At 60.8% G+C, this 24,284-nt stretch carries 19 protein-coding genes; 7 read left to right on the top strand and 12 right to left on the bottom strand.

Features of this window, described 5'->3' with window-relative positions; all coding sequences use genetic code 11:
• Positions 1-45: 45 nt before the first annotated feature.
• The 3 genes from RAK07_RS05060 to RAK07_RS05050 form a co-directional block, all read right to left on the bottom strand.
• Positions 46-1,794 (bottom strand): sodium:solute symporter family protein, encoded by a 1,749-nt coding sequence (locus RAK07_RS05060; RefSeq protein ID WP_305731754.1) that lies wholly within the window; start codon positions 1,792-1,794, stop codon positions 46-48.
• A 33-nt stretch (positions 1,795-1,827) separates the two neighbouring features.
• Complete coding sequence (locus RAK07_RS05055; protein ID WP_305731753.1) at positions 1,828-2,085, bottom strand: DUF4212 domain-containing protein; 258 nt, start codon at positions 2,083-2,085, stop codon at positions 1,828-1,830.
• 169 nt (positions 2,086-2,254) lie between these two features.
• The gene (locus RAK07_RS05050) at positions 2,255-3,028 is read right to left on the bottom strand and encodes an IclR family transcriptional regulator (protein ID WP_305731752.1); all 774 of its coding nucleotides are present in this window, start codon (positions 3,026-3,028) and stop codon (positions 2,255-2,257) included.
• 467 nt (positions 3,029-3,495) lie between these two features.
• On the opposite strand from RAK07_RS05050, the gene RAK07_RS05045 reads away from it, so the two are divergent.
• Positions 3,496-4,953 carry a putative nucleotidyltransferase substrate binding domain-containing protein gene (locus tag RAK07_RS05045; RefSeq protein ID WP_305731751.1) on the top strand — a complete coding sequence of 486 codons (1,458 nt, stop codon included), beginning with the start codon at positions 3,496-3,498 and terminating at the stop codon, positions 4,951-4,953.
• Between the two features lie 51 nt (positions 4,954-5,004).
• Here RAK07_RS05045 and RAK07_RS05040 read toward each other — a convergent pair whose 3' ends face one another.
• The 8 genes from RAK07_RS05040 to RAK07_RS05005 form a co-directional block, all read right to left on the bottom strand.
• Entirely contained in the window at positions 5,005-6,390 is a 1,386-nt protein-coding gene (locus RAK07_RS05040; RefSeq protein ID WP_305731750.1) for an efflux transporter outer membrane subunit, read from the bottom strand.
• Complete coding sequence (locus tag RAK07_RS05035) at positions 6,383-9,541, bottom strand: efflux RND transporter permease subunit (protein WP_305731749.1); 3,159 nt, start codon at positions 9,539-9,541, stop codon at positions 6,383-6,385. The genes RAK07_RS05040 and RAK07_RS05035 overlap by 8 nt, the downstream gene beginning before the upstream one ends.
• A gap of 9 nt (positions 9,542-9,550) precedes the next feature.
• Positions 9,551-10,741, bottom strand: a complete 1,191-nt coding sequence (locus RAK07_RS05030; protein ID WP_305731748.1) for an efflux RND transporter periplasmic adaptor subunit — start codon at positions 10,739-10,741, stop codon at positions 9,551-9,553.
• Positions 10,742-10,902: 161 nt separating this feature from the next.
• Positions 10,903-11,649 (bottom strand): GltB/FmdC/FwdC-like GXGXG domain-containing protein, encoded by a 747-nt coding sequence (locus RAK07_RS05025; RefSeq protein WP_305731747.1) that lies wholly within the window; start codon positions 11,647-11,649, stop codon positions 10,903-10,905.
• Between the two features lie 3 nt (positions 11,650-11,652).
• Complete coding sequence (locus RAK07_RS05020) at positions 11,653-12,765, bottom strand: class II glutamine amidotransferase (protein ID WP_305731746.1); 1,113 nt, start codon at positions 12,763-12,765, stop codon at positions 11,653-11,655.
• A gap of 55 nt (positions 12,766-12,820) precedes the next feature.
• Positions 12,821-14,137, bottom strand: a complete 1,317-nt coding sequence (locus RAK07_RS05015) for an NAD(P)/FAD-dependent oxidoreductase (protein ID WP_305731745.1) — start codon at positions 14,135-14,137, stop codon at positions 12,821-12,823.
• Positions 14,138-14,581 (bottom strand): 4Fe-4S dicluster domain-containing protein, encoded by a 444-nt coding sequence (locus tag RAK07_RS05010; RefSeq protein ID WP_305731744.1) that lies wholly within the window; start codon positions 14,579-14,581, stop codon positions 14,138-14,140. It lies immediately after the preceding gene.
• Between the two features lie 4 nt (positions 14,582-14,585).
• Positions 14,586-16,115 carry a glutamate synthase-related protein gene (locus tag RAK07_RS05005; RefSeq protein ID WP_305731743.1) on the bottom strand — a complete coding sequence of 510 codons (1,530 nt, stop codon included), beginning with the start codon at positions 16,113-16,115 and terminating at the stop codon, positions 14,586-14,588.
• Positions 16,116-16,394: 279 nt separating this feature from the next.
• On the opposite strand from RAK07_RS05005, the gene RAK07_RS05000 reads away from it, so the two are divergent.
• From RAK07_RS05000 to RAK07_RS04990, 3 genes are all read left to right on the top strand, one after another.
• Complete coding sequence (locus RAK07_RS05000; RefSeq protein WP_305731742.1) at positions 16,395-17,093, top strand: PilZ domain-containing protein; 699 nt, start codon at positions 16,395-16,397, stop codon at positions 17,091-17,093.
• 91 nt (positions 17,094-17,184) lie between these two features.
• A complete protein-coding gene (locus tag RAK07_RS04995; protein WP_305731741.1) occupies positions 17,185-18,321 on the top strand; it encodes an SPFH domain-containing protein in 1,137 nt (378 codons plus the stop codon).
• A gap of 45 nt (positions 18,322-18,366) precedes the next feature.
• Positions 18,367-19,482, top strand: coding sequence for a TFIIB-type zinc ribbon-containing protein (locus RAK07_RS04990; RefSeq protein WP_305731740.1), 1,116 nt, complete (start codon positions 18,367-18,369; stop codon positions 19,480-19,482).
• Here the strand turns inward: RAK07_RS04990 and RAK07_RS04985 are convergent.
• The gene (locus tag RAK07_RS04985) at positions 19,479-20,075 is read right to left on the bottom strand and encodes a 50S ribosomal protein L11 methyltransferase (protein ID WP_305731739.1); all 597 of its coding nucleotides are present in this window, start codon (positions 20,073-20,075) and stop codon (positions 19,479-19,481) included. The genes RAK07_RS04990 and RAK07_RS04985 overlap by 4 nt on opposite strands.
• A 63-nt stretch (positions 20,076-20,138) precedes the next feature.
• On the opposite strand from RAK07_RS04985, the gene RAK07_RS04980 reads away from it, so the two are divergent.
• The 3 genes from RAK07_RS04980 to RAK07_RS04970 all read left to right on the top strand — a co-directional run bounded on the left by RAK07_RS04980 (position 20,139) and on the right by RAK07_RS04970 (position 24,284).
• Positions 20,139-21,329 carry a M24 family metallopeptidase gene (locus RAK07_RS04980; RefSeq protein WP_305731738.1) on the top strand — a complete coding sequence of 397 codons (1,191 nt, stop codon included), beginning with the start codon at positions 20,139-20,141 and terminating at the stop codon, positions 21,327-21,329.
• A 144-nt stretch (positions 21,330-21,473) separates the two neighbouring features.
• Positions 21,474-22,796, top strand: coding sequence for a citrate (Si)-synthase (locus RAK07_RS04975; protein ID WP_305731737.1), 1,323 nt, complete (start codon positions 21,474-21,476; stop codon positions 22,794-22,796).
• A 129-nt stretch (positions 22,797-22,925) separates the two neighbouring features.
• Positions 22,926-24,284 (top strand): UDP-glucose dehydrogenase family protein, encoded by a 1,359-nt coding sequence (locus tag RAK07_RS04970; RefSeq protein ID WP_305731736.1) that lies wholly within the window; start codon positions 22,926-22,928, stop codon positions 24,282-24,284.

Below are 24,284 nucleotides of genomic sequence, written 5' to 3'. Positions count from 1 at the left end.
CAGGCAGCCGCACAATGCATACACAACGGTTCATGCAGCGTTCAATCAATGACTGGCTGCGGGAGGCGGAACCTCTTTGCCGGGGTAACGCAGGGAGGCCACCAGATCCTGGACTTCCTGAGGCGGTTCGGGGGTAAACTTGGAAACCACCCAGGCCACCACAAAGTTCAGGATCATGCCCAGGGTGCCGATGCCTTCGGGAGAAATACCGAACCACCAGTTGGCCGCTACATTGTAGGAAGCCGGCATCATGAACTTGAAATAGATGATGTAGGCGGCGGTGAAGACGATCCCCACGATCATGCCGGACAGTGCACCTTCCTTGGTGATCTTCTTGTTGAAAACCCCCATGATAATGGCCGGGAAGAAGGAAGCTGCCGCCAGACCAAAGGCAAAGGCCACCACCTGGGCCACGAAGCCGGGAGGATAGATGCCGAACAGGCCGGCGATGCAGACCGCCACACCGGCGGCGATTCGGGCGGCCAGCAGCTCTGTTTTCTCCGACATGTCCGGCATCAGGATCGACTTCAGCAGGTCGTGCGAAATGGCGGCGGAGATAACCAGCAAAAGACCGGCTGCAGTTGAAAGGGCCGCAGCCAGACCGCCGGCGGCAACCAGGGCCACCACCCAGTTGGGCAGCTTGGCGATTTCCGGAGAGGCCAGCACGATGATGTCGTTGTCGATCTTCAGTTCGTTGGCCGACTTGGGATCAGCCTGGTTTCCCTTGGCATACTGCATGATGCCGTCGCCGTTCTTGTCCTTCCAGGCAACCAGCTTGGTCTTTTCCCAGTTCTTGAACCAGGTGGGGGCATCCTCATACTTCACGTTGTGCAGGGTCTTGATGAAGTTGGTGCGGGCAAAGGCCGCCACCGCCGGGGCCGTGGTGTAGAGGATGGCGATGAACAGCAGTGCCCAACCGGCGGAGGAGCGGGCATCACGAATCTTGGGCACGGTGAAGAAACGGATGATCACGTGGGGCAGGCCGGCGGTACCGACCATCAGGGCGATGGTGATGAAGAAGACGTCGATCTTGGGACGCAGGCCGGTGGTGTACGCGGCAAACCCCAGATCTTTGTGCAGGCCGTTCAGCACATCAAGCATGTGCTTGCCCTGGGCAGACGCATCACCCAGAATCTGGGCGCCACCGGCCGAGATGGTGCCGCCGAATCCCAGCTGCGGAATCGGGTTGCCGGTCAGCATCAGCGACACAAAGATCGCCGGTATCATGTAAGCGATGATCAGCACCACGTACTGGGCCACCTGGGTGTAGGTGATCCCCTTCATGCCGCCCATGGTGGCGTAGAGGAAGACCAGGGCCATGCCGATGATGACGCCGGTATTGATATCAACTTCCAGAAAGCGGGAGAAGACCACGCCCACGCCCCGCATCTGGCCGGCAACATAGGTGAAGGAGATGAAGATGGCGCAGACCAGGGCGATGACCCGTGCGGAGTTGGAGTAGTAGCGATCACCGATGAACTGGGGCACGGTGAACTTGCCGTACTTGCGCAGGTAGGGAGCCAGCAGCATGGCCAGAAGCACGTAACCGCCGGTCCAGCCCATCAGGTACATGGAGCCGTCGCGCCCCATGAAGGAGATCAGGCCGGCCATGGAGATGAAGGAGGCCGCGGACATCCAGTCGGCGCCGGTGGCCATGCCGTTCAGCACCGGATGGACCGACTGCTCGGCCGCGTAGAAGTCGCCGGTTGACTTGGCCTTGGTGTAGAAGGCAATGCCGATGTACAGCGAGAATGAAAGACCGACGATAATATAGGTCCAGGTAAGAATGCTCATACATGTCACCTCGTTGGGTAAGTAGGTTGGCAATCAGCCTTCATGGACGTCGTACTTCTTGTCCAGGTTGTTCATCAGGTAGACGTAAATGACGATCAGAATGCAGAAGATGACCTCGGACCCCTGGTTGGCAAACCAGAATCCCAACGGGAAACCGCCAATCCGTATTGTATCCAGCTGGTCACAGATTATGATGCCGGCAAAATAGGAAACCCCGAACCAGATCGCCAGCAAAATGGAGATGTAGGTAAGGTTCTCTTTCCAGTACGCATCAGCTTTTGCTTTTTCCATACTCGCTCCTCCGGATTACGTGATGTGAACCGCTTTGACCCTGTTCCCGTCAGCAAGGTTGGCCCGCCTCCTTTCCCGGTCCGGACGATGGGTGGCATCATCGTCCCGGCCCTGCCTGCCGCGGGGAAAACCTCCGTACCTCTGTATTCATTCACCGGACCACCGCTTTTCAGGCGCAGGCCCGCGTGTAACCGAACTTCAGGGAAAGGGTTGCCGCCCCTTCCAGCATGCAGGGGATCACCTCCTGCTCCAGTCGTTCGTGCAACATGCGGAACGAAGGGGCCAGCAGGGTCAGGGCACAGACCACCTTGCCGGCATAATCCCGGATCGCCACCGCAACGGCACAGACCCCGTCGCCCAAACCGTTGAAATCAACCGCAAATCCCCGCGACCGGATTTCCTGCAGCTCCCGCTCCAGCGCCTCCGGGTCGGGAATCTCGCGACGACGTCTGCCGCGGCTCAGGATGTCGGGAGAACTCAGCGACTTGATCACCTTGCCGGCCGCGTTGGTGAAGAAGGGAAACCGCTTGCCCACCATGTCCACCGCCTTCACCTGCTGCAGGCAGTCCACCATGTCCAGAAAGAGCACCTCATCGTTGTTGGCCACCGTGATGTAAACCGCTTCATCCAGCTTGCGGGCCAGTTCCTCCATCACCGGGTAAGCCATCCTGATCAGGCTGGCGCTCTTGAGAATATGCTGGGCCATTTCAAAGGCCTGGATGCCGAGATGAAACGAGTTGCTTTCCTCGCTTCGCTCCACCAGGCCCTTTGCCTCAAGAGTCGCCACCAGCCGGAACACCTTGTTTCTGCTCAACCCGAGACGGGATGCCAGAATCGGCACCGTGGCATGCTCCTGATCCGACGACAGGATCTCAAGCAGTTCAATGGCCTTGATGACCGCCTGTACCGAATACGCTTCTCGTTCCCTCTTTACGGTTTTCATGATGAGCGCCCCACTCCGTCAGCGTAACCCGCATCCGCTCGCATTTCCGTCACCAAGCCATCAAGAAAGCATAAATCAGTTTTCAGTCATTGCGTTTGATTCGTATTAATACATCGTTATAATTAATGTCAACATAAATTTTTTAAATGAATTTACAAAAGCACAATAATTATTTTTTTATTAAATATCAAATATTTATACCACAACAAAATTACAAAACACCAAAAAATTCTCGCCACAAACCATCACAATCCCCACCCCAAATACAGCTTTATGGCTGCTTTACCACCATCATTAAACACCGATATATTCGTTGCGTTTTATATTTTTCAAAATAGTGTTTAATGTCACTTGACATACCAATCAGCAGCCTTCTGCAGCATTTCAAGAACAAGAGCGTTGCGTTGCGGCATAAAATCGGGCACAAAGCGGTAACATGAGCGATGCCGTGGAAAAGGAGGACTGCAATGCCCGGCAGCATTCCGCACGAGGATAGTTTCTATTTCATCCGGGCCGGGACACTCTGCTCCAGAACACCGGTCACCTGCCCCCCCGAAACCAGCGTCGTGGAACTGGCTCGCCTGATGCAGCGCCACAACATTACCGGCGTCATTGTTGTCGACAGGGAACTGCCCCAAGGGGTTGTCACGCTGCGGGACCTGCGCAATCTGGTGGCAACCGCCCCCGAATCCCTGCTGCAACGGTCCGTTGCCGACATCATGCACCCCGGCCTGATCACCATCCGTGAGCAGGACTACCTCTTCAAGGCCATCTTCACCATGGCCAAGCATCGTATCCATCGCCTGGTCGTAACCGATGACAGCGGAACCATTACCGGGCTGCTGACCAACACCGACCTGCTGCGGATTCAAACCCGTTGCCCGCTGTACCTCTCCCAGGAGATCGAAACCTGCGAAAGCTTCGAGCAGTTGCGCGGCATCGGTGGCCGCATGACGGAAATGCTGCAGTACGCCATCAGCACCGGCGCCGACCCCCACAGCCTGATCTCCCTGATTGCCCACTTCAACGATGAGCTGACCATGCGGGTTATTGCCCTGCTGGATCTCCTGGAAGGGGTCCGGTTGCCGGAGGGCGCCGCATTCCTGGCCCTGGGAAGCGATGGGCGGGGGGAACAGACCCTGCGCACCGACCAGGACAGCGCCCTGGTCTACGTCGACGACCTGCCGCCCGAACGGATGCCGCAGATGGAGCGGTTCGCCTCCCGCCTGGTCGCATCCCTCGAATACCTGGGGGTTCCCCGCTGCCCCGGCAACACCATGGCCACCAACCCCCAATGGCGGCACAGCCTGAGCGAATGGAAAGTCCTTCTGAACGGCTGGATATCGACACCGCTGCCGGACAACATGGTGAATTTCGGCATGTTCCAGGACATGCGCGTCATCCACGGTGACTGTGCGCTGCAGCAGGAGCTGCGCGAACATGTCATTGCCGTCAGCCACCAGACGGCCCTGTTCTTCCCGTACATGGCCCGCAATATCGTTCGCTTCAAACCACCGCTGGGGATGTTCGGTCAGATCAAGACCGATTCAGAGGGGGAGCACAAAGGAACCTTTGACCTGAAAAAGGGGGGGATTTTCACCCTGACGCTGGGGGTCAGCCTGCTGGCGCTTGAGCAGGGAATCATGGGGGGAAACACCTGGGAGAAGATCGAGCGACTACGTCAGCAGGGCAAACTGGCTGCTTCCGATCTTGACGCGGCCGAAGACGCCTTCAGCTTTCTGCTGAACCTGCGCCTGCGCCGCCAGTTTGCCGCGATGAAGGAGGGACGAAAACCGGACAACCGGATCGACCCGCTGCAGTTGAGCAAGCGGGAACGGGAGCAGTTGAAGCAGGCATTCAAAGGGGTAAACCAGATAATCCAACTGTTGAAGGGCCATTTTCAGCTGGACCTGATCAGAACGTGACCTCTCCGGAGGAGGGGAAACGATACGAAAGCCGGACGTAACGGTACGGAATCACTTCCGTGCCGTTGCTCCCGGCTTTTCCGCTGCGTCAATCCAGCCGCCCCCCAGTGCCTTGTAAACCCCGATCAACGACACCAGCAGATCATACTGGGTTTGGGTGCTGTTCAACCTGCCGGTGAACAGGGAACGGTCCGCGTCCAGCACTTGCAGATAGCTGGAGGTCCCGGCCTCAAACTGCAACCGAGACAGACGCGCATACTCTTCCAGTGCCGCCACCTGCCGTTTCTGGGCTACCAGTTGCTCCTTGCCCCTGGTGGTCTTGGTCAGGGCATCCTCCACCTCCCTGAAGCCGGTCAGCACCGCCTGCCGGTACTGAAAAAGGGCCTGCTGCTGCTGGGCCTCGGCCTGCTTCACCTGCCCGGAAATCTGGCCGAAATTCAGGAGCGGTGCCACAACCTGACCGGCGGCGGACCAAAGCTCGCTTCCCGGCGTAAACAATCGACCGATATCGGTACTGGCCGCTCCCAGAGCAGCGGTCAGGGAGATTTTCGGGAAATAGGCGGCCTTGGCTGCACCCACCTGGGCGTTGGCGGCAATCAGGGCCTGCTCGGCCTGAATGATGTCCGGACGGCGCTCCAGCAGCTGCGAGGGGATACCCGCCGGAATGGCGGGCGGCGTCAGCTCATCCAGAGCTTTGCCACGGGGAATCGGCCCCGGTGCATGTCCCTGCAGGAGTGAAAGCAGGTTTTCCTGCTGGCGGACCAGGGACTCGTAAACCGGAATCGACTGACGGGCCGCCTCGTACTGGGACTCGGCCTGCGCCACTTCGAGCTGGGAAACGGTACCGTACCTGAAACGGAGTTGAAAGAGCTTCAGGCTTTCCGCATAGGCCTTTTCAGTCGCGGTCGCAATCTCAAGCTGTCGATCCAGTCCGCGCAGGGTCAGGTAGCCTGAGGCCACATTCGCCACCAGGGTCATCAGCACACCGCGCCTTCCCGCCTCACTGCCGGCAATCTGAGCCTGGGCCGCTTCGCTGGAACGCCGGATTCTGCCCCACAGGTCCAGCTCCCAGGTGGCGCTCAGGGCGGCTTGGTAGCTTTCGTTTGTCTGCCCGGCCGTTCGTTTCCCGGCAGCGTCGAACCCGGCGCTGATCTGGGGAAAAAACTGCGCCCGGGTCGTATCCAGCGCCCCCAGGTACTGATCCACCCGGGCCGTGGCGATCTTCAGGTCAAGGTTCTGACGCACCGCCTGCTCGATCAGGCCATCCAGCACCGGGTCGCCGAACTGTTGCCACCAGCGACTGTCCGCCACGTCAGCCGCAGCATCATACGCAACGGACCAGTGCACGGGAGCCGCAACATCGGGACGCACATAGTCGGAGCCGGTCGTGCAGCCGGCAAGCAGGACCATCAGCAGCAGACCCCACATCCTACGCATGGTCGTCACCTCCCGCGTCTGTCGCTGGTGAAGCATCCTTTGCGTTCTTGCGACTGAAGAAGCCGCTGCCCTCTTCCAGCAGCACGAAGAAGAGCGGCACAAAGAATGAAGCCACCAGGGTGGAAGCCAGCATCCCGCCGATCACGCCGGTGCCGATGGCTCGCAGGCTGTTGGCACCGGCACCCGAGGCGAGGGCCATCGGTACACACCCCAGGATGAAGGCCAGCGAGGTCATGACAATAGGTCGCAGACGCAGGCGTGCCGCTTCAATGGCGGCGTCGCAGGCGCTCATCCCCTTGCGCAGGTTGTCGGCGGCAAATTCGATAATCAGGATGGCGTTCTTGGCGGAAAGCCCCACCAGGGTGAGCAGACCGACCTGGAAGTAGACATCATTTTCCAGCTTCAGAACCCAGGTCAGCAGCAGGGCGCCGCAGATGGCGAACGGCACCGACAGCACCACCCCGATCGGCAGCGACCATTTCTCGTACTGGGCCGCCAGGATCAGAAAGACCATGATCAGGCCACAGGCAAAGGCGATGGTCGAGGTGTTGCCGGACTTCTTCTCTTCAAACGCCTGGCCTGCCCAGGAATAACTGTACCCCTCCGGCAGCACCGATTTCGCCACCTCCTCCATGGCGGCAATGGCTTGGCCGGAGCTGAAACCGGCTGCCTGACTGCCGTTCAGTTTTGCTGCCGGAAACCCGTTGAAACGGGGCAGGATACTGGGGCCAGCCACGTAACTGATGGTGGCAACAGAAGAGATGGGGATCATGGCGCCGCTGGTGGAGCGGACAAAAATCTCGGTCAGGTCGTTGGGCTGGTCACGGTAATCGGGGTGCGACTGAACGATGACCTGCCAGATACGGCCGTACTGGAGGAACTGTCCCACGTAGGCCGAGCCGAAAGAAGACTGCAAGGCGTCGTAGACCGTTGCAACCGGCACCCCCAGCAGCTCGGAGCGCACCCGGTCAACATTCAGGCTCAGTTGCCGTTGGCTGGCTGAATAGGTGCTGGAGACGCCGGCCAGCTCCGGCCGCTTGCGGGCTTCAGCAACAAACTGCTTGGTGATCTTCTCAAGCTCCTGGGCGGAGCCGCCCCCCTTGTTCTGAATATAGAACTCGAAGCCGCCGGTGGAACCAAGGCCGGGAATGGAAGGCGGATTGATGGAGAAGACCATCCCCTCCTTGATGCCGTGCAGCTTGCGGCTCAGGTCCTTTTGCACGCTGAAGGCGTCCGCTCCCTTTCCCTGGCGCTCCGCATAGGGCTTCAGCGCCGCAAAGAGCAGCCCAGCATTGTCCTTGACGCTGCCGTCAATCAGGCTGTAGCCGTCCACTTGGGTAATATCCGCCATGGAGCTGTTGCTCTGCATCAACTGCACGGCCCGGTCGCTGACCGCCGTGGTCCGCTCCAGACTGGCCGCGTCCGGCATGATGTTACCCACGAACAGATAGCCCTGGTCCTCCTCCGGTACGAAGCTGCCCGGCACCACCCTGAACAGCACCAGCACCAGTGCCACCACACCGCCAAACAGCAGCATGCCGATGGTTTTGTGCCGAATCAGCCAGCGCACCCCGGCCACATAGCGATCGGTCAGACGGTTGAAGCCCTGTTCAAACCATTTGAAAAAGCCCTTTTTCTCGCCCGGGGTCGGCTTCAGGATACGGGCCGCCAAGGCGGGAGACAGGGTCAGGGCCACCACACCCGACAACACCATGGATATGGCGATGGTGACGGCGAACTGTTTGTACAGGGTACCGGTCATGCCGCTGAGAAACGCCACCGGCAGGAAGACCGATCCCAGTACCAGCACGATGGCGATCAGCGCGCCGGTCAGCTCCGACATCGCTTTTCTGGCTGCCTCCATCGGCGACATGCCGTGGGCGGCCATGTTGTGCTCCACGTTTTCGACCACGATGATGGCGTCGTCCACCACCAGGCCGATAGCCAGAATCATGCCGAACAGCGTCAGCATATTGGTGGAAAAACCCAGGGCCAGGATGCCGGTGTAGGTACCGATAATGGCGATCGGCACCGCCAGGATCGGGATCAGGGTGGCCCGGAAGCTCTGCAGGAACAAAAACACCACCAGCACCACCAATACCACCGCCTCGAAAAAGGTATGCACGACCTTTTCGATGGAGGCGGCGGTAAACTCGCTGCTGTCCAGCACCACCTTGTACTCGAGCCCATCGGGAAAATTCTTCTTCAGGTTTGCCAGCAACTCCCGTACTTGCCGGGAGGTCTCGATGGCATTGGCACCCGGCTGCTGATAGACCACCAGAGCCACCGATTTCCTGCCGTTGACCTTGGTGGCAACGGAGTAGTCCTTGCCCCCCAGCTCAACACTGGCCACGTCCTTCAGGCGCACCAGAGCCGAACCTTCCGAGGCGGCCCGGATGATGATGTTCTCAAACTCGGCCGGCTCCGACAGCAGCCCCTTGGTGGTGACCACAAAGGTCTGCTGGGTGCCTTTCGGAGCGGGCGACTGTCCGATGGAGCCGACACCGAAGGCTTTGTTCTGCTGTTGAATGGCGGTGGCGATATCCTTGGCCGTGATCCCCATCTGAGCCATGTGATCGGGCTTCAGCCAGATCCGCATAGCCACGTCGGGCAAGGGAAACATGCTGGAAAGGTTGGCACCGGGAATCCGCTTGATGGGGTCCAGAATATAAAGATTGGCGTAGTTGCCCAGGTAGACCGGATCGTAGCGGTCATCCGGCGCGTAGACGCTGATGACCATCATGAACGACTGGGAGCGTTTCTGTACCGTCACCCCCTGCTGGCTGACCACGTCCGGCAACTGGGAGCTGGCCTGGTTGACCCGGTTCTGCACGTTGACCTGGGCCATATCCGGATCGGTGCCCGGCTCAAAGGTGACGGTCAGCGACATGCCGCCCGAAGAGGCGCTGGTGGAAGACATGTAGATCATGCCGTCCACACCGTTTACCTGCTGTTCAATGGGAGCTGCCACGGTATTGGCGATCACCTCGGCCGTGGCGCCGGGATAGAAGGCCGAGACCTGTACCGTGGGGGGGGCAATCTCGGGATACTGGGCAATGGGGGTCACCTTGAGGGCCACCAGCCCCCCCAGGGTGATGATGATGGCAATAACCGCGGCAAAAACGGGACGGTCGATAAAAAAGCTTCCCATGACGCCCCCTTACTTGGCTGCTTTCGGTTGGGCAGGCCGGACTGCCTTCTGCATCTCCTCGGCAGTGACCAGCTTGACCGGCGCGCCGGGGGCCAGCTTCATGAAGCCGTCCACGATCACCTTGTCGCCGGACCGCAGTCCCTGGTCGATAATCCAGTTTTGCTCAAACCATTCCCCTGCCACCACCGGCCGCACCTCAGCCAAGCCCTTCTCGTTGACCACAAAGACAATCTGGCCGTTGCTGGTCTGCTGTACCGCGCGCTGCGGCACCACCAGGGCATTGGGACGCATGGCCCCCTTCAGCCAGGCCCGCACAAACATGCCGGGCCGAAGGATCGCCTTGGGATTGGGGATTTCCGCACGCACCAGGTAGGTGCCGGTCTCCTTGCTGAACGAGGGCTCGGCAAAGTTGACCACGCCCGACAGGGGATACCGCGTGCCGTCGGAAAGCTCAAGCTCAACCGTATACCGGTTGTTCCGGGGACCGACAATCCGTCCCTTCTCAACCTCCTGGCTCATTTTGGCCTGCTCGTTCTGCGAAATGCTGAAATCAACCCAGACCGGGTCCAGCTTGGCAACATAGGTCAGTTTGGCCGATGCACTGCCGGCCGCAATATAGCCGCCTTCCCGCATCAGGGCCTGCCCCGCCACCCCGCTGAACGGCGCGGCTATGGTGGTGTAGCTCAGATCCAGCAGCGCCTTGTCGTAGTTGGCCTGGGCCTGTTGAACCGCGGCTTCGGCGGTCTTGTGGTTGCCGGTTGCGTTGTCCAGGTCGCTCTTGCTGGCGGCATTCTGTTCGGCAAGGGGCTTGACCCTGTCCAGGGTGGCCTTGGCGGTCCAGAGCTGGGAGCGGCGGGTGTCCACCTCGGCCTTGGCGGCATTGGCGGCGGCGATGAACGGCTTCTTGTCCAGCTGGAACAGCACCTGTCCCTGACGGACCGCTTCGCCCTCCCGGTAGCTGATCTTCTCAAGGAATCCGCTCACCCTGGCCATCACGTCCACCTGATGGGAGCTTTGTATCTGGGCCACAAAGGGAAACAGGACCGGTACTGTTTGCGGCTGCACGGTGACAGCGACCACCTCCACCGGCGGCGGCGGTGTCACGGAAGGGGACTGACGGTTACACCCGGATGCCAGGAACGCCAGAAAAAGCGCACAGACAACCCTGCGGAAACCGGATACTTTCACCACACATGCCATGCACACCCCTCCCGGACAGCTGATCAGACAGCGGTTACGTCAGGCCGAATGCTAGCACTTTTTCCATAAACGGCAAGTAACGAAATGCAACAAAAAAAGCGTGTCCGCACAACTTGCAGCTGCGGACACGCTTCAGAGGACCAGTCTATCGTGGAGGCGAATTACTTGGGCATGGGACAGTACATGGCCCCGTAGGGCCGGGCACTCTTCGGCATCACCTTCACGAACGGCTCGGCCAAGATCTCCGCAAGATTAAGTCCGAAGTCGCTGCAGTACTCCTTGAGGTACCCCTCCAACAGTGCCTTGTCCTCCAGGTCCGGCAGAAACGCGCCCACCTCGCCGGAAAGCCGCGATTCGTCGACACCGCCACGGACGTAGATCACGCCGCCGTGCATGCCGGTACCGAAGAGGTAGCCGTGCTTGTCCCGTTCCGGCATGTCGGAGTACATCCCCAGCAGGATCAGTACCCCGCCGGCCATGTACTCGCCGAAGAAGTCCCCCGCCGTGCCGCCCACGACCACCACCGGCCGGTTCTCCTGATAGGATTTCATGTGAATGCCGACCCGGTAGCCCACATCCTTGCGGATATGCAGGCGGCCGCCCCGCATGCCGTAGCCCAGCACGTCGCCGGCATGGCCGTGCACCACCACCTTGCCGGCATTCATGGTGTTGCCGATGTTGTCTTGGGCATTTTCATTGACAATGACGGTAGCGCCGTTCATGAACGCCGCCAGATCGTTACCCGGCACGCCGTTGACCGTGATGGTCACCGGCGTGTTGATGCCGTCGCCGATGAAGTACTGACCATTGACGTTGTCCAGAACGATCTCCGTGGCACCGCCGGCAACCGCGTCGCGCACCTGACGGTTCAGTTCCTTGTAGTACAGTCCCTGGGCATCAATCCTCATGTTCTATACCTCCCCTTCCATCAGCGCGATCACCGGCTCACCGCCACGGGGAGCCCAGATGCGGGTCGGCTGCGGGCATATTTCGCGAATGGCCGCCTCTTCCGATGCCATATAGACAATATCTTCATGCTCGGCACACACCAGAGGGCGCAGCTTGACCCGGTCGTTGAGACCGATCAGCCCCTTGTTGCTGGCAAACAGGATGGCAAAGGGCCCGTTCAGCAGGGCACTGCCGTAAATCTGGCGAACCGCGGTGTACAACTGACGCTGCTTTTCCGGCAGTTGATCGATCAGAGCCCAGAAGGGTGGTGCCAGCGCCGTGCAGGCCAGCTCAGGGGGCAGGCCGTGCTTGCGGATCAGCAGATCCAGGGTGTAGGCCACCACCTCGGTATCGGTCAGCATGGTGCAGAGGTAGCCGTACATCTCCAGGTAGCGCTTGTTGATGCCGTAGGAGGATATCTCACCGTTGTGCACGATGGACCAGTCCAGCAGGGTGAAGGGGTGAGCGCCGCCCCACCAGCCGGGGGTGTTGGTGGGAAAGCGGTTGTGGGCGGTCCAGATGTGCCCCTCATACTCCTCCAGCATGAAGAAGTCGGCGATCTCCTCCGGAAAACCGACCCCTTTGAAGGCCCCCATGTTCTTGCCGGAGGAGACCACGAAGGCGCCGTTGATCTCATGGTTGATGGCCATGACGTGACGCACGATCAGGTCTTCCTCAGTCAGCCCCTGGTACTCCACCGCTTCCCGGTAGTCGTCGTTGTAGAGCGGCGCCACGAAGTAGCGCTTGAACAGCGGCGGACTGGCGATGGCCCGGATACGCCGGGTCGGGATCGGCTCCTGCTGCTCGATATGGAAGTTGTTCTCCAGGTACTCTTCCGTCAACTGGCGGGCGGCATCGCTTTCATACATCAGGTGAAAGGCGTAGAACTCCTTGTACTGTGGGTAGATGCCGTAGGCTCCGAAGCCCCCGCCCAGACCGTTGCCGCGGTCATGCATCAGCGCGATGGACTTGATGATGGTGGCGCCGCCGATCCGCCGCCCTTTTTTGGAGATGAAACCGGTCAGGCCGCAGTTGGAGATGTCCTTTTCGTAAAAGAAACTGTTGTTGGGTCTCATGGGTGGTTCCTTGTTCTGGTTCGGGTAAAGGTCAACCTGCCAGGGTGAACGGCCGTCAGTGGCCGCCGGCCATCCTGCCGAAACCGGGCTGGGGCCAGGCGTAGCCCCCCTTGGGAGCGAAGCGGGTCCGGCGGATCTGCCGGTCAAGGGCCACAAAGCCGACATCGTCATGCAGAAGCTGCTGTTTCCAGGTGCTGATATCGGTACGGTTCTTGATCAGGCCGGAGAGAATACCGGCCCGGTCCACGTTGCCCACCAGCACCGCTCCCACCAGACGCCCCTCCTGCAGTACCAGCTTGCGGTACTGGTAGTTCTCGATGTCGGTTGCGGTCAGTATCTCGTACTCTTCGGGGTTTTTCGGGTTGGTGACCCCCATGGAGATCGTGGAGACCTTGAAGAACTCGATGGAGTTCATGGCCAGCCCTCCCTCGTACTCCCGCTCCCCCCCGGCCATGGCGGTTCCGGCCACTGCACCCTGGATGTAAGCGTCGGGCCAGATCGGCATCGGGTTCTTCTCCCTGCTGAAGAAGTCCTCGGCCTCGGCCACGTCGCCGGCGGCGAAGATATCGGGAACCGAACTCCGCATGTGGTTGTCCACCACCACCCCCCGGTTGACCTGCACGCCGCTTCCCTGCAGGAAGCCGGTGGCGGGGCGGACGCCGATGGCCACGACCACGGTGTCGCAGGGGAGAAAATCCCCCGACTTGAGCGTCACGCCGGAAATGGCGTTCCCCTCGCCGGACACGCTCGCCACCGTATCCTCGGTGATCACGTCGATGCCGTTGGCGCGCATCTTGCGGGCCACGATCTTGCCGGCCGGCCGGTCAAAGGCGGAGGAGAGCACCCGGTCGGCCAGCTCCACCACCGTCACCGCCTTGCCCAGCAGGTTCAACCCCTCGGCAGCTTTGAGGCCGATCAGGCCGCCGCCGATCACCACCGCCCTGGTGATGTCGCCGGCAATGGCCTTCAATTTAGCTGCATCGTCCCAGGTGGTGAAGGTAAAGATCCGCGCCTTTCCCGTCAGCCCCTCGATGGGAGGGACAAAGGGATCGCCGCCGGTGGCCAGCAGCAGCCGGTCGTAGCCGATCGTTCTGCCGTCGGCGCAGCGCACCGTCTTTGCCGCCGTATCCAGGCCGGTTACTTCCGTGGAAAGCAGCAGGTTGATCCGGTTCTGCTCGTAGAACCCCTCCGGCAGGTAGGCCATCTCCTTTTCCGTGATCAGACCGCCCAGCAGGTAGGAAATCAGGGGACGGCCGTAGGCCGGATACTTTTCACGGGAGATCACCGTGATCTCGCCCTCGTTGTCCAGCTTCCTGATGGCGCGGATCGCTCCGACCGCAGCCACGGAATTACCGATGAGTACGTACCGCATCTAGTCACCCTCCATATAGATCAGTGCACGGTTGGGGCAGGCTGCTACGCAGGCCGGTGTGTCGCGGTCCGGACAGAGATCGCACTTGTTGGACTTCTTTTTCTTCAGATCGCGGCTGATGGCGCCGAAGGGGCAGGCCATGACGCAGGACCAGCAGCCGACGCACTTGTCGGTGTCCACGATCACCCGGCCATCCTCCTGCTTCTGGATGGCGCCGGCGATGCAGGCCTCGACGCAGGCCGGCTCGTCGCAATGGCGGCAGCGGGTGGAGATGGCGATCACCCCTTCCTCCGCCTCTTCCACCACGCAGCGGGCAAGGGGACGCTCCTTCTCATGGAGGAACGCCGTGATCGGGTCCTTGGACCGTGAGTGGGAGGTGATACAGGCCACCTCGCAGAGATGGCAACCGATACAGGCTTCTTCGATGGAGTAGATTCTTTTCATGGTGTTATTCTCCCGCCGGTATGACGCCCAGGAGGTACATATCCTTCTCCGTCAGACCGACCGCCCGCAGTTTGTAGCGGTTCCCCCGCAGCGACTCCAGGGCGTTGAGCCCCATGCCGCCCAGGATTTCCTTCATTTCGTGCCCCCAGGCCTGGACCAGGTTTACCAGCTTCTCCGCCCCGATCTCGGGGTTTAACCGCTTGGCCAGGTAGGGATTGTTGGTGGTGATGCCCCAGGGACATTTGCCGGTGTAACAGCGCTGGCAAAGGGTACAGCCCAGGGCCAGCAGGGTGGAGGTGCCCATGTTGATGGCGTCGGCCCCCAGGGCGATCGCCTTGATGGCGTCACCGGAGTTGCGCACCCCGCCCCCCACCACAATGGAGACCTGGTTGCGGATACCCTCGTCCCGCAGACGGGCATCCACGGCCGCCAGGGCCAGCTCCATCGGAATGCCGACGTTGTCCCGGATCACCTGCGGCGCCGCGCCGGTACCGCCCCGAAAACCGTCGATGGTGATGATGTCGGCGCCGGCCCGTGCCACGCCGGAGGCGATGGCGGCGATGTGATGCACCGCAGCGATCTTGACCGACACCGGCTTGGTGTAGTTGGTGGCCTCCTTCAGGGCATAGATCAACTGCCGCAGGTCCTCGATGGAGTAGATGTCGTGGTGCGGTGCCGGTGAAATGGCATCCGACCCTTCCGGAATCATCCGGGTTTCGGATATGGCCTGGCTCACCTTTTCACCGGGCAGGTGGCCGCCGATACCCGGCTTGGCCCCCTGGCCGATCTTGATCTCGATGGCAACGCCGGCGTTCAGATACTGTTCACTGACCCCGAAGCGGCCGGAGGCCACCTGCACCATCACGTTGCCGCCGTAACGATACAGATCCTTATGCAGGCCGCCTTCGCCGGTATTGTAGAGCGTCCCCAGTTCGGCAGCGGCCATGGCCATGGCCCGGTGGGCATTCAGGTTGAGCGCGCCGTAGCTCATGGCGGAAAAAATGAAGGGGTATTCCATTTTGATCTGGGGGGTCAGCTCCGTCGTCAGTTCCGGCATGCCGGTTTCCGGGTTCGTGACCACCTCGATATGGTCCGGCTTTTTCCCCAGGTAGGTACGCAGCTCCATCGGCTCCCGCAGGGGATCGATGGGAGGGTTGGTCACCTGGGAGGCATCCAGGAGCAGGTGATCCCAGTAGATGCGGTAGGGCTGGGGGTTGCCCATGGCAGCCAGCAGAATGCCGCCGGAATCGGCCTGGGCGTACAGATTGCGGATGTGGGCCGTGGACCAGGAGGCGTTGTCCTTGAATGCCTCCGGGTTTTTGGCAATGGTGATGGCGCCGGTGGGACAGAGGGCGGAGCAGCGACGGCAACCGATGCAGAGGGTGCTATCCTCCACCAGGCTGTCGGACTCCTCCTGGTAGCGGTGGACCCCGTAGGAGCACTGGCGTTCACAGACCTTGCAGCGGATGCACTTGGGGTCGCTGCGCTGGACGATGAATTCATTGAATGATTCGTTAACGGTTTTGTAAAGCACGTTCAACCTCCCCGGTTTTCGGGCTGACAGTTTCGTTTCAACAACAAAGCAACAGGCATGCCAAAACAGGCCCGACACACATCGATGAGTGACCATGCGGTTTTTCTCTTGTTAGCCCGGCGACTTCCCGTTTATAGTACCGCACCGCTCGACGGCCGGACATTGAACAGGCAGCAACAGCCGGTTCCCAGTCCGCAGCACCAGTGTATTCAAACAACTCTACTGGCGTCCCAACAAACTCACTTTGTGTTTTCAAGGTTACGAAACGGAACAACAGCCATGCCCTCCCCCCCGGAAGCGATACTGGTCATCGCCTACAACGACGACTCCCGCTCCATACTGACCGCCGCACTGACAAAGTGCGGCGCAGCCTCAGCCGCCTGCGCCACGTTTGCGGCGGCGGAGGAGCTGGCCCTCTCCACTTGCTACAGCGGCCTGTTGATCGACCTGCCGGCCATCGTCAAGGCCAAGGGGGAGGAGAAGATCATCGCCTGCACCCTGGCAAGCTTTTTCCCCACACTGCGAGTCCGGGTCATCGGTGCCATGCTGGTGCCGATGACCCTGGCCGGCGACGCTCGCCAGGACAACAGCCTGGGTGAATTCCTCGACAAGAGCTGCACCCGCTTTACCCCCCGCAGACTGCGCCTGTACCGACGACGCCAGCTCTGCGTCTCCACCCTGCTGGTACGCCGGGACGGCCGGGAACGGCGCGGCTACACCTTGGATATTTCCTGGGGCGGCGCCTTTATCACCGATAGCGAGCCCGAGCGCTACACGCCGGGAGAGCATCTGGAATTGGTACTGCACGAATTTGGCCTTGCGGTGGATATAACCGTACGCTGGGTCCGTTCCTGGGGCATCCGACAGATCCCCGGCATCGGCGTCAGCTTCGACCGGATGAACGAAAAGCTGGAGCAGACCCTGAAAGCGCTGCTCAGAACCAGCCCCGAACTGGACCGGGACCGCCTCTCCTCCTGATACCCACTCTCCGCACCGGCCGCTTGCTTCTTTGCCAAAAGCGGGTACACTCGCGTAATCCGCTGCCTACCCCACCAGATCGGAGGCTTGCATGGCACTCTGGGACAAGCTCAAAGGCGAACTGATCGACATCATTCAGTGGCTCGACGACACCAATGACACCCTGGTTTTCCGCTTCCCCCGTTACAACAATGAAATAAAGTACAATGCCAAACTGGTGGTGCGCGAAGGCCAGACCGCGGTCTTCATCAACGAAGGGCAGGTTGCCGACATTTTTCTTCCCGGCACCTACACCCTGACCACCCAGAACCTGCCGATCCTGGCCACCCTGAAAGGCTGGAAGTACGGCTTTGAATCCCCCTTCAAGGCTGACGTCTACTTTTGCTCCACCCGCCAGTTCACCAACCTGAAATGGGGTACACCCGGCCCCTGCACCATGCGCGATCCGGAGTTCGGCGTCGTGCGGGTCACCGCCTTCGGCCTCTACGCCATCAGGATCAAGGATCCGGCGCTCTTTATCCGGGAAGTGGCCGGCACTGACGGCAATTTTACCACTGAAGAAATTCAGGACAACCTGAAGGGAAAGATCGGCCTGCGGATCAAGGAAGTGATGCCGGAACTGAAGCTTCCGGTGATCGACCTGGAAAGCAAGGTCTACACCCTGGGAGAGATGCTGAAGGAACGGATCGCCCCTGCGTTCGAGGGACTGGGGATCAACCTGACCGAAATCCAGGTGCAGGACGTGGGGTTGCCGGAGGAAGTGGAGCGGGCCATCGACAAGGCCGGGGCCATGAAGGCCATCGGCAACCTGCAGGCCTACACCCAGTACGAAACAGCCGGCTCAATCAACGATGCGGCCAACAATCCAGGAGGACTGGCCGCCGCCGGCGTGGGTATCGGCATGGGATTCGGCATGGGGGGCCAGATGGCCGGTGCTATGGGAGGGACGTTCGCGACCCAGGCCCAACCGACGGCACCACCTGCCGGTGGCGGCGCGCCGGGAGCCGTTCCCCCTCCCCTGCCTCCGCAGACGCAGGTTTATCTGGCGCTGAACGGTCAGCAGGCCGGACCATTCGATATGACAGGCCTGCAGCAGATGGTCCGCTCCGGTCAGGTGACCCGCGACACCCTGGCCTGGAAACAGGGGATGGCCGACTGGGCCGCCGCCGGCACCGTGGCTGAACTGATCTCCCTGTTTGAAGCAGTGCCGCCGCCGCTGCCGAAGTAGCGCGCAGCCTTTCCCGATTCCCGTTCCGCATGAGGTGAGACACGCGTGAGCACCACCAGTCCCACAACCGCCACTCCGGCCGCACCACGACAGTTCCCCTGCAACTCCTGCGGTGCCGGCCTGGAGTTTTCACCCGGTACCGCCACGCTCAAATGTCCCTACTGCAGCCACCAGAACCGCATCCCCCAGTCGGCCGACGACATCAAGGAGCTGGATTTTTACGACTTTTTCGCCCGGGCCACGGCACAGGGTGAAACACGGGACGCCCAGACCGTCACCTGCCAGTCCTGCAACGCCGTCTCCACGGTTCAGCCCAACCTGTCCCTGAGCCATTGCCCGTTCTGCGGCAGCCAGCTGCACGCCGCGGCCAAGGCAGCCCGCCTGATCAAACCCGGGGCGGTGCTGCCGTTCGGGATACCCGGAAACCAGGCGCTGCAGCTGTTCAGGGAATGGCTGGGCAGCCTCTGGTTCGCCCCCGGCGGTCTGAAGGATCAGGCAACACGGGAAGGAAGCATCACGGGGCTCTACATCCCCTACTGGACCTTTGACGCCCGGACAACCACCTGGTATGACGGGGAGCGGGGGGACGACTACTACGTCACCGAACACTTTACCGACACCGACGACAAGGGCACCACGGTCTCGCGCAGTCGCCAGGTTCGGCACACCCGCTGGCACAACGCCAGCGGAACGGTCTGGCAGCATTTCGACGACATCCTGGTGCAGGCTGGAGCTTCGCTGCCCCCGGCCATCATCGACGAGTTGGAGCCCTGGAATCTTGAAAAACTGGTTCCCTATCGGGACGAATACATGAGCGGATTTCAGAGCGAGGTGTACCAGGTGGACCTGGGCAGCGGTTTCGAGCGGGGCAAAACAATCATGGACGCGGCGATCCGTGAAGCGGTCAAGCGGGATATCGGCGGCGACCAGCAGCGGATCGGCACGGTACGCACCCAGTTCGACGACATCACCTTCAAGCATATCCTGCTGCCGGTCTGGATCAGCGCCTACCGTTACAAGGATCGCTCCTACCGTTTCGTCATCAACGGCGATACCGGCGAAGTGCAGGGTGAGCGCCCCTGGTCCGTGGCAAAGCTCGTCCTGGCCATTGCCGCAGCCGCCATCCTGCTCTTCCTGATCGTGGCAGTACTCAGGGCTTAGGGCCGAAGCAGCAGATAGGTGGCGAACTCCTCGCCGATCCTGCTATCGACAACGCAGCAGCCCAGAGCGGTATAGCAGCGCACGATGTCGAACTTGTCCTGCAGCGGTATGCCGGAGAGCAACAGGTGTCCTCCGGGGTTGGTCATCGCCACCAGGCGGTCCGCCAACGGCAGCAGAATGTCGGCATAGATATTGGCCATCACGAGGTCAAACTGCTGCGCCTCAAGCGAGGCCAACTCACCGCAGACTGTGCTGATACGGTCATCATACCAGTTGTGGGCAACGTTTTCCCGGCAGGAGACCGCTGCCGCAGGATCAAGATCCACCGCCACCACCGAGCCGGCTCCCAGGCGCGCGACAGCCAGGGCCAGAATACCGGTGCCGCTGCCCAAATCAAGAGCGTGGCAGCCTGCAATCCCTGGAATCGTCGGCAGAATCTCCAGGCATGCAGCAGTGGTTTCGTGCTCGCCGGAGCCGAAGGCCCCCTTCTTGCCCAGTACAATTGGCAGCCCGCAGGGGCTTGGGTATGGATCGCCGGCCGGAACAACCGTAAACAGGCCAATCGAAAATGAGGTAAAAATTCGTCCGGACATGGCGCGGCACCCTAAACGGTTCCACGACCTTCGTCAAGCACCAGAAGAAAGGAATGTTTCCCCATGCGCCTCACTCCTGCCACTGAACTTGAATATCGTTGCAAACAGTTGCAAACCCTGATGGCCGCCCAGGGCCTCGATGCCGTACTCATCGCCCAGAACGCGGACCTGTTCTACTTCACCGGCACCATCCAGAGCGGCTGCCTGTACGTACCGCAGGCCGGACAACCGCTCTACCTCGTCCGTCGGGATGCCGCCCGGGCACGGATGGAGTCGGGGCTGAAGGAGATCCGCCCCTTCAGCTCGCCCAAGGACATTCCCGCCATTCTCGCCGATAGTTCCTACCCTGTGCCGAAGCGGATCGGCATGGAATTCGACGTACTGCCGGTGGGCCTCTTCGAACGCTACCGCAAGGTTTTTTCTGACGCCGAGTTTCTGGATGCCTCCCCCCTGGTCCGCCAGGTGCGGATGATCAAAAGCCACTACGAAATTCACCTGCTGCAGGATGCCGCCGACCAGGTCCATGCCGTCCACCTGCGGGCGCAGGAGGCGATCCGGGAGGGGATGACCGATCTTGAGCTGGCCGCTGAGCTGGAGTACACCGCCCGCACCCATGGCCACCTGGGACTGATCCGCATGCGGGTCTTCAACGGCGAAATGATGTTCGGCCACACCTTTTCCGGTGTGGATAGCGCCGTCCCGGCCTACACCGACACCCCGCTGGGAGGAATGGGGCCGAGCCCCTGCTTCGGCCAGGGGGCCAGCCACAAACCGATCGGACGCCATGAGCCGATCATCATCGATTTTGCCGGCAACTGCGACGGGTACCTGGTGGACCAGACCCGCGTCTTCTGTATCGGCGGCCTGTCGGACCGCCTGCGCCGGGGCTTCGACGACATGCTGAAAGTTCAGGAATTGATGAAGGAACTGGCTGTGGAAGGGGTCCCATGGGGGGAACTGTACGACCGCTGCCATACCCTGGCCGTTGACATGGGCTACGCCGACAGCTTCATGGGCGCCCGGGGATCACAGGTGTCGTTCATCGGCCACGGCGTGGGGGTTGAAATCGACGAGTACCCCTACATCGCCCGAGGCTTCAGGGATCAGACCCTGCAGGTGGGCATGGTCTGGGCCTTTGAGCCGAAAGTGGTCTTCCCCGGCGAGGGGGCGGTCGGTATTGAAAACACATTCTATTTGAGTCGTGACGGCCTGAAACAGCTGACCCGCTCCGACGACGCACTGGTAATCCTGTAATCTCTGTTTCATAAGACAAAAAACCTGTTGAATTTGCCCCCACGGGGTGCTATAACAACCGGGATTTTGTATACAGTATATTAAAAAACCTTATCACATCAACAGGTTCGGCAGTCGCATCACCATCCCGAAAGGAGAAAAACCATGGCATTGAAGGAAACGCTCAAGCAAAAAATTGAAGAGTTCCGTCCTCGCACCACCCGGCTGGTCAAGGAATTCGGCAAGGTCAAGATTGACGAGGTTACCATCGATCAGTGCATCGGCGGCGCCCGTGACATCCGCTGCCTGGTGACCGACATCTCCTACCTGGACCCCCAGGAAGGCATCCGTTTCCGCGGCAAGACCATTCCTGAGACCTTCGAAGCCCTGCCCAAGGCACCCGGCTCCAAGTATCCCACGGTTGAATCCTTCTGGTACTTCCTGCTGACCGGCGACGTTCCCACCCCGGCACAGGTTGATGAAGTCTGCGCAGAGTTCAAGAAGCGCCAGGTTGTGCCTTCCTACGTGTGGGATACCATTCGTGCCCTGCCCCGGGACAGCCATCCGATGGTGATGCTCTCCGTCGGTATCCTGGCCATGCAGAAGGACTCCAAGTTCTGCGGCTTCTACAACTCCGGCAAATTCAACAAGATGACCGCCTGGGAATATGTCTATGAAGATGCCAGCGACCTGGTTGCCCGTATTCCCATTGTTGCCGCCTTCATCTACAACCTGAAGTATCGCGGCGACTTCCAGATCGCGCCGGATCCGTCCCTCGACATGGGCGCCAACTTCGCCCACATGATCGGCCAGTGCGAAGAGTACAAGGATGTTGCCCGGATGTACTTCATCCTGCACTCCGACCACGAGTCCGGCAACGTGTCGGCCCACACCACCCACCTGGTGCACTCCGCCCTGTCCGACCCCTACTATGCGTACTCCGCAGGCCTGAACGGCCTGGCCGGCCCGCTGCACGGCCTGGCCAACCAGGAAGTGCTGGACTGGACCCTGAAGTTCCAGGAGAAGTACTGCAAGGACAAGGAGCCCACCAAGGAACTGATCACCCAGGCCCTGTGGGACACCCTCAACTCCGGACAGGTCATCCCCGGTTACGGCCACGCCGTTCTGCGCAAGACCGACCCGCGCTACACCTCGCAGCGTGAGTTCTGCCTCAACACCCCCGGCCTGAAGGACGATCCGCTCTTCAAGCTGGTGGCCATGATCTTCGAAGTTGCCCCCGGTGTTCTGACCGAGCAGGGCAAGGCCAAGAATCCCTGGCCGAACGTCGACGCCCAGTCCGGCGTCATCCAGTGGTACTACGGCCTGCGTGAGTGGGACTTCTACACCGTGCTGTTCGGTGTGGGCCGCGCGCTGGGCTGCATGGCCAACATTACCTGGGACCGTGGTCTGGGTTACGCCATCGAGCGGCCCAAGTCCGTCACCACCGCCATGCTGGAGAAGTGGGCCGAAGCAGGCGGTCGCCAGTAAGCGACGATCGGTACCGCACGTTCAGGGGGGATGCGTCTGCATCCCCCCTTTTTTATGGCGATTACCGATTTATCTGGAAGTAATTCTGTGCTATGAACGCAGAGTTGAATTTCATGCAAGGAGTCCCTGATGAAACTATGCGTTTTTGGCGCCGGCTATGTCGGCCTGGTGGCGGCGGCCTGTTTTGCGGAGAGCGGCAACAGCGTCACTGCCGTTGACGTGGATACGCGAAAGATCGAAGGGCTCAAAAACGGCATCGTACCGATCTACGAACCGGGCCTCAAGGAACTGGTGCTGCGCAACCAGAGCGAAGGCCGTCTTTGCTTTACCACCGACGTTCCCGATGCCGTCGCCAACGCCCTGATCTGCTTCATTGCCGTGGGCACCCCACCGGGCGAGGACGGTTCCGCCGACCTGCAGTATGTCCTGGAGGTGGCTCGCTCCATTGGCCGCAGCATGTCGGGATACCGGATCATCGTGGACAAATCCACCGTACCGGTGGGAACCGCCGACCGGGTCCGGGCCGCCGTCCAGGAGGAACTGGACCGCCGCGGCGCCGCATTTGAGTTCGACGTGGTCTCCAATCCGGAGTTTCTGAAGGAGGGGGCCGCCATCGACGACTTCATGAAGCCGGACCGGGTGGTGATCGGTACCGACAATGTCCGCACCGCCGAGATCATGAAGGAGCTGTACGAACCGTTCATGCGCAAGAACAACCGGATGATCGTCATGGATATCCGCAGCGCCGAAATGACCAAGTACGCCGCCAATGCCATGCTGGCCACCCGCATCTCCTTCATGAACCAGATCGCCAACCTCTGCGAACGGATGGGGGCCGACGTGGCGGCGGTGCGCGAAGGGATCGGCTCCGACTCCCGCATCGGCTACGACTTCCTCTTCCCCGGCCCCGGCTACGGGGGCTCCTGCTTCCCCAAGGATGTGAAAGCGCTGATCCGTACTGCCGAGGAATGCAGATACGACTTCCTGCTGCTCAAGGCGGTGGAAGAGGTCAACGAGCGCCAGAAGGAAATACTGGCCGAGAAGCTGATCAGGATTCTGGGCTCTCCCGACGAGGAACAGCCGCTCACCGGCCGCACCGTCGCCTGCTGGGGACTTGCCTTCAAACCCCGCACCGACGACATGCGGGAAGCGCCGTCCCTCACCATCATCGAACGGCTGCTGGCCGCCGGTGCCACGGTCCGAGCCCACGACCCCGAAGCGCTGAAGGAGGCGAAAAAGCTGTTCGGGGAGCGGATCGAGTACAGCAGCAACCAGTACGATATCCTGGCCGGCGCCGACGCGCTGGTAATCATCACCGACTGGAACGAGTACCGCACGCCTGATTTCGACCGGATCAAGGCCACCCTGAAACAGCCGCTGGTGGTGGACGGTCGCAACCTGTACAAGCCGGACCGGATGAAATCGGCCGGATTCCGCTACATCCCGCTGGGGCGCAGCGGTAACGGCATTGCCGGCGACGGCAGATAG

This window comes from Trichlorobacter ammonificans, assembly GCF_933509905.1.
Lineage (GTDB): Bacteria > Desulfobacterota > Desulfuromonadia > Geobacterales > Pseudopelobacteraceae > Trichlorobacter > Trichlorobacter ammonificans.
This window is presented reverse-complemented; position numbering and strand designations above follow the sequence as displayed.

Bases quoted from the DNA above. Each gene is read 5' to 3' on its own strand.
- RAK07_RS04980 (WP_305731738.1), top strand. From the start codon at position 20,139: ATGCGCCTCACTCCTGCCACTGAACTTGAATATCGTTGCAAACAGTTG.
- RAK07_RS04970 (WP_305731736.1), top strand. From the start codon at position 22,926: ATGAAACTATGCGTTTTTGGCGCCGGCTATGTCGGCCTGGTGGCGGCG.
- RAK07_RS05055 (WP_305731753.1), bottom strand. From the start codon at position 2,085: ATGGAAAAAGCAAAAGCTGATGCGTACTGGAAAGAGAACCTTACCTAC.
- RAK07_RS05050 (WP_305731752.1), bottom strand. From the start codon at position 3,028: ATGAAAACCGTAAAGAGGGAACGAGAAGCGTATTCGGTACAGGCGGTC.
- RAK07_RS05000 (WP_305731742.1), top strand. From the start codon at position 16,395: ATGCCCTCCCCCCCGGAAGCGATACTGGTCATCGCCTACAACGACGAC.
- RAK07_RS04995 (WP_305731741.1), top strand. From the start codon at position 17,185: ATGGCACTCTGGGACAAGCTCAAAGGCGAACTGATCGACATCATTCAG.
- RAK07_RS05015 (WP_305731745.1), bottom strand. From the start codon at position 14,137: ATGCGGTACGTACTCATCGGTAATTCCGTGGCTGCGGTCGGAGCGATC.
- RAK07_RS04985 (WP_305731739.1), bottom strand. From the start codon at position 20,075: ATGTCCGGACGAATTTTTACCTCATTTTCGATTGGCCTGTTTACGGTT.
- RAK07_RS04975 (WP_305731737.1), top strand. From the start codon at position 21,474: ATGGCATTGAAGGAAACGCTCAAGCAAAAAATTGAAGAGTTCCGTCCT.
- RAK07_RS05060 (WP_305731754.1), bottom strand. From the start codon at position 1,794: ATGAGCATTCTTACCTGGACCTATATTATCGTCGGTCTTTCATTCTCG.
- RAK07_RS05025 (WP_305731747.1), bottom strand. From the start codon at position 11,649: ATGAGGATTGATGCCCAGGGACTGTACTACAAGGAACTGAACCGTCAG.
- RAK07_RS05045 (WP_305731751.1), top strand. From the start codon at position 3,496: ATGCCCGGCAGCATTCCGCACGAGGATAGTTTCTATTTCATCCGGGCC.
- RAK07_RS05030 (WP_305731748.1), bottom strand. From the start codon at position 10,741: ATGGCATGTGTGGTGAAAGTATCCGGTTTCCGCAGGGTTGTCTGTGCG.
- RAK07_RS05020 (WP_305731746.1), bottom strand. From the start codon at position 12,765: ATGAGACCCAACAACAGTTTCTTTTACGAAAAGGACATCTCCAACTGC.
- RAK07_RS05035 (WP_305731749.1), bottom strand. From the start codon at position 9,541: ATGGGAAGCTTTTTTATCGACCGTCCCGTTTTTGCCGCGGTTATTGCC.
- RAK07_RS05010 (WP_305731744.1), bottom strand. From the start codon at position 14,581: ATGAAAAGAATCTACTCCATCGAAGAAGCCTGTATCGGTTGCCATCTC.
- RAK07_RS05040 (WP_305731750.1), bottom strand. From the start codon at position 6,390: ATGCGTAGGATGTGGGGTCTGCTGCTGATGGTCCTGCTTGCCGGCTGC.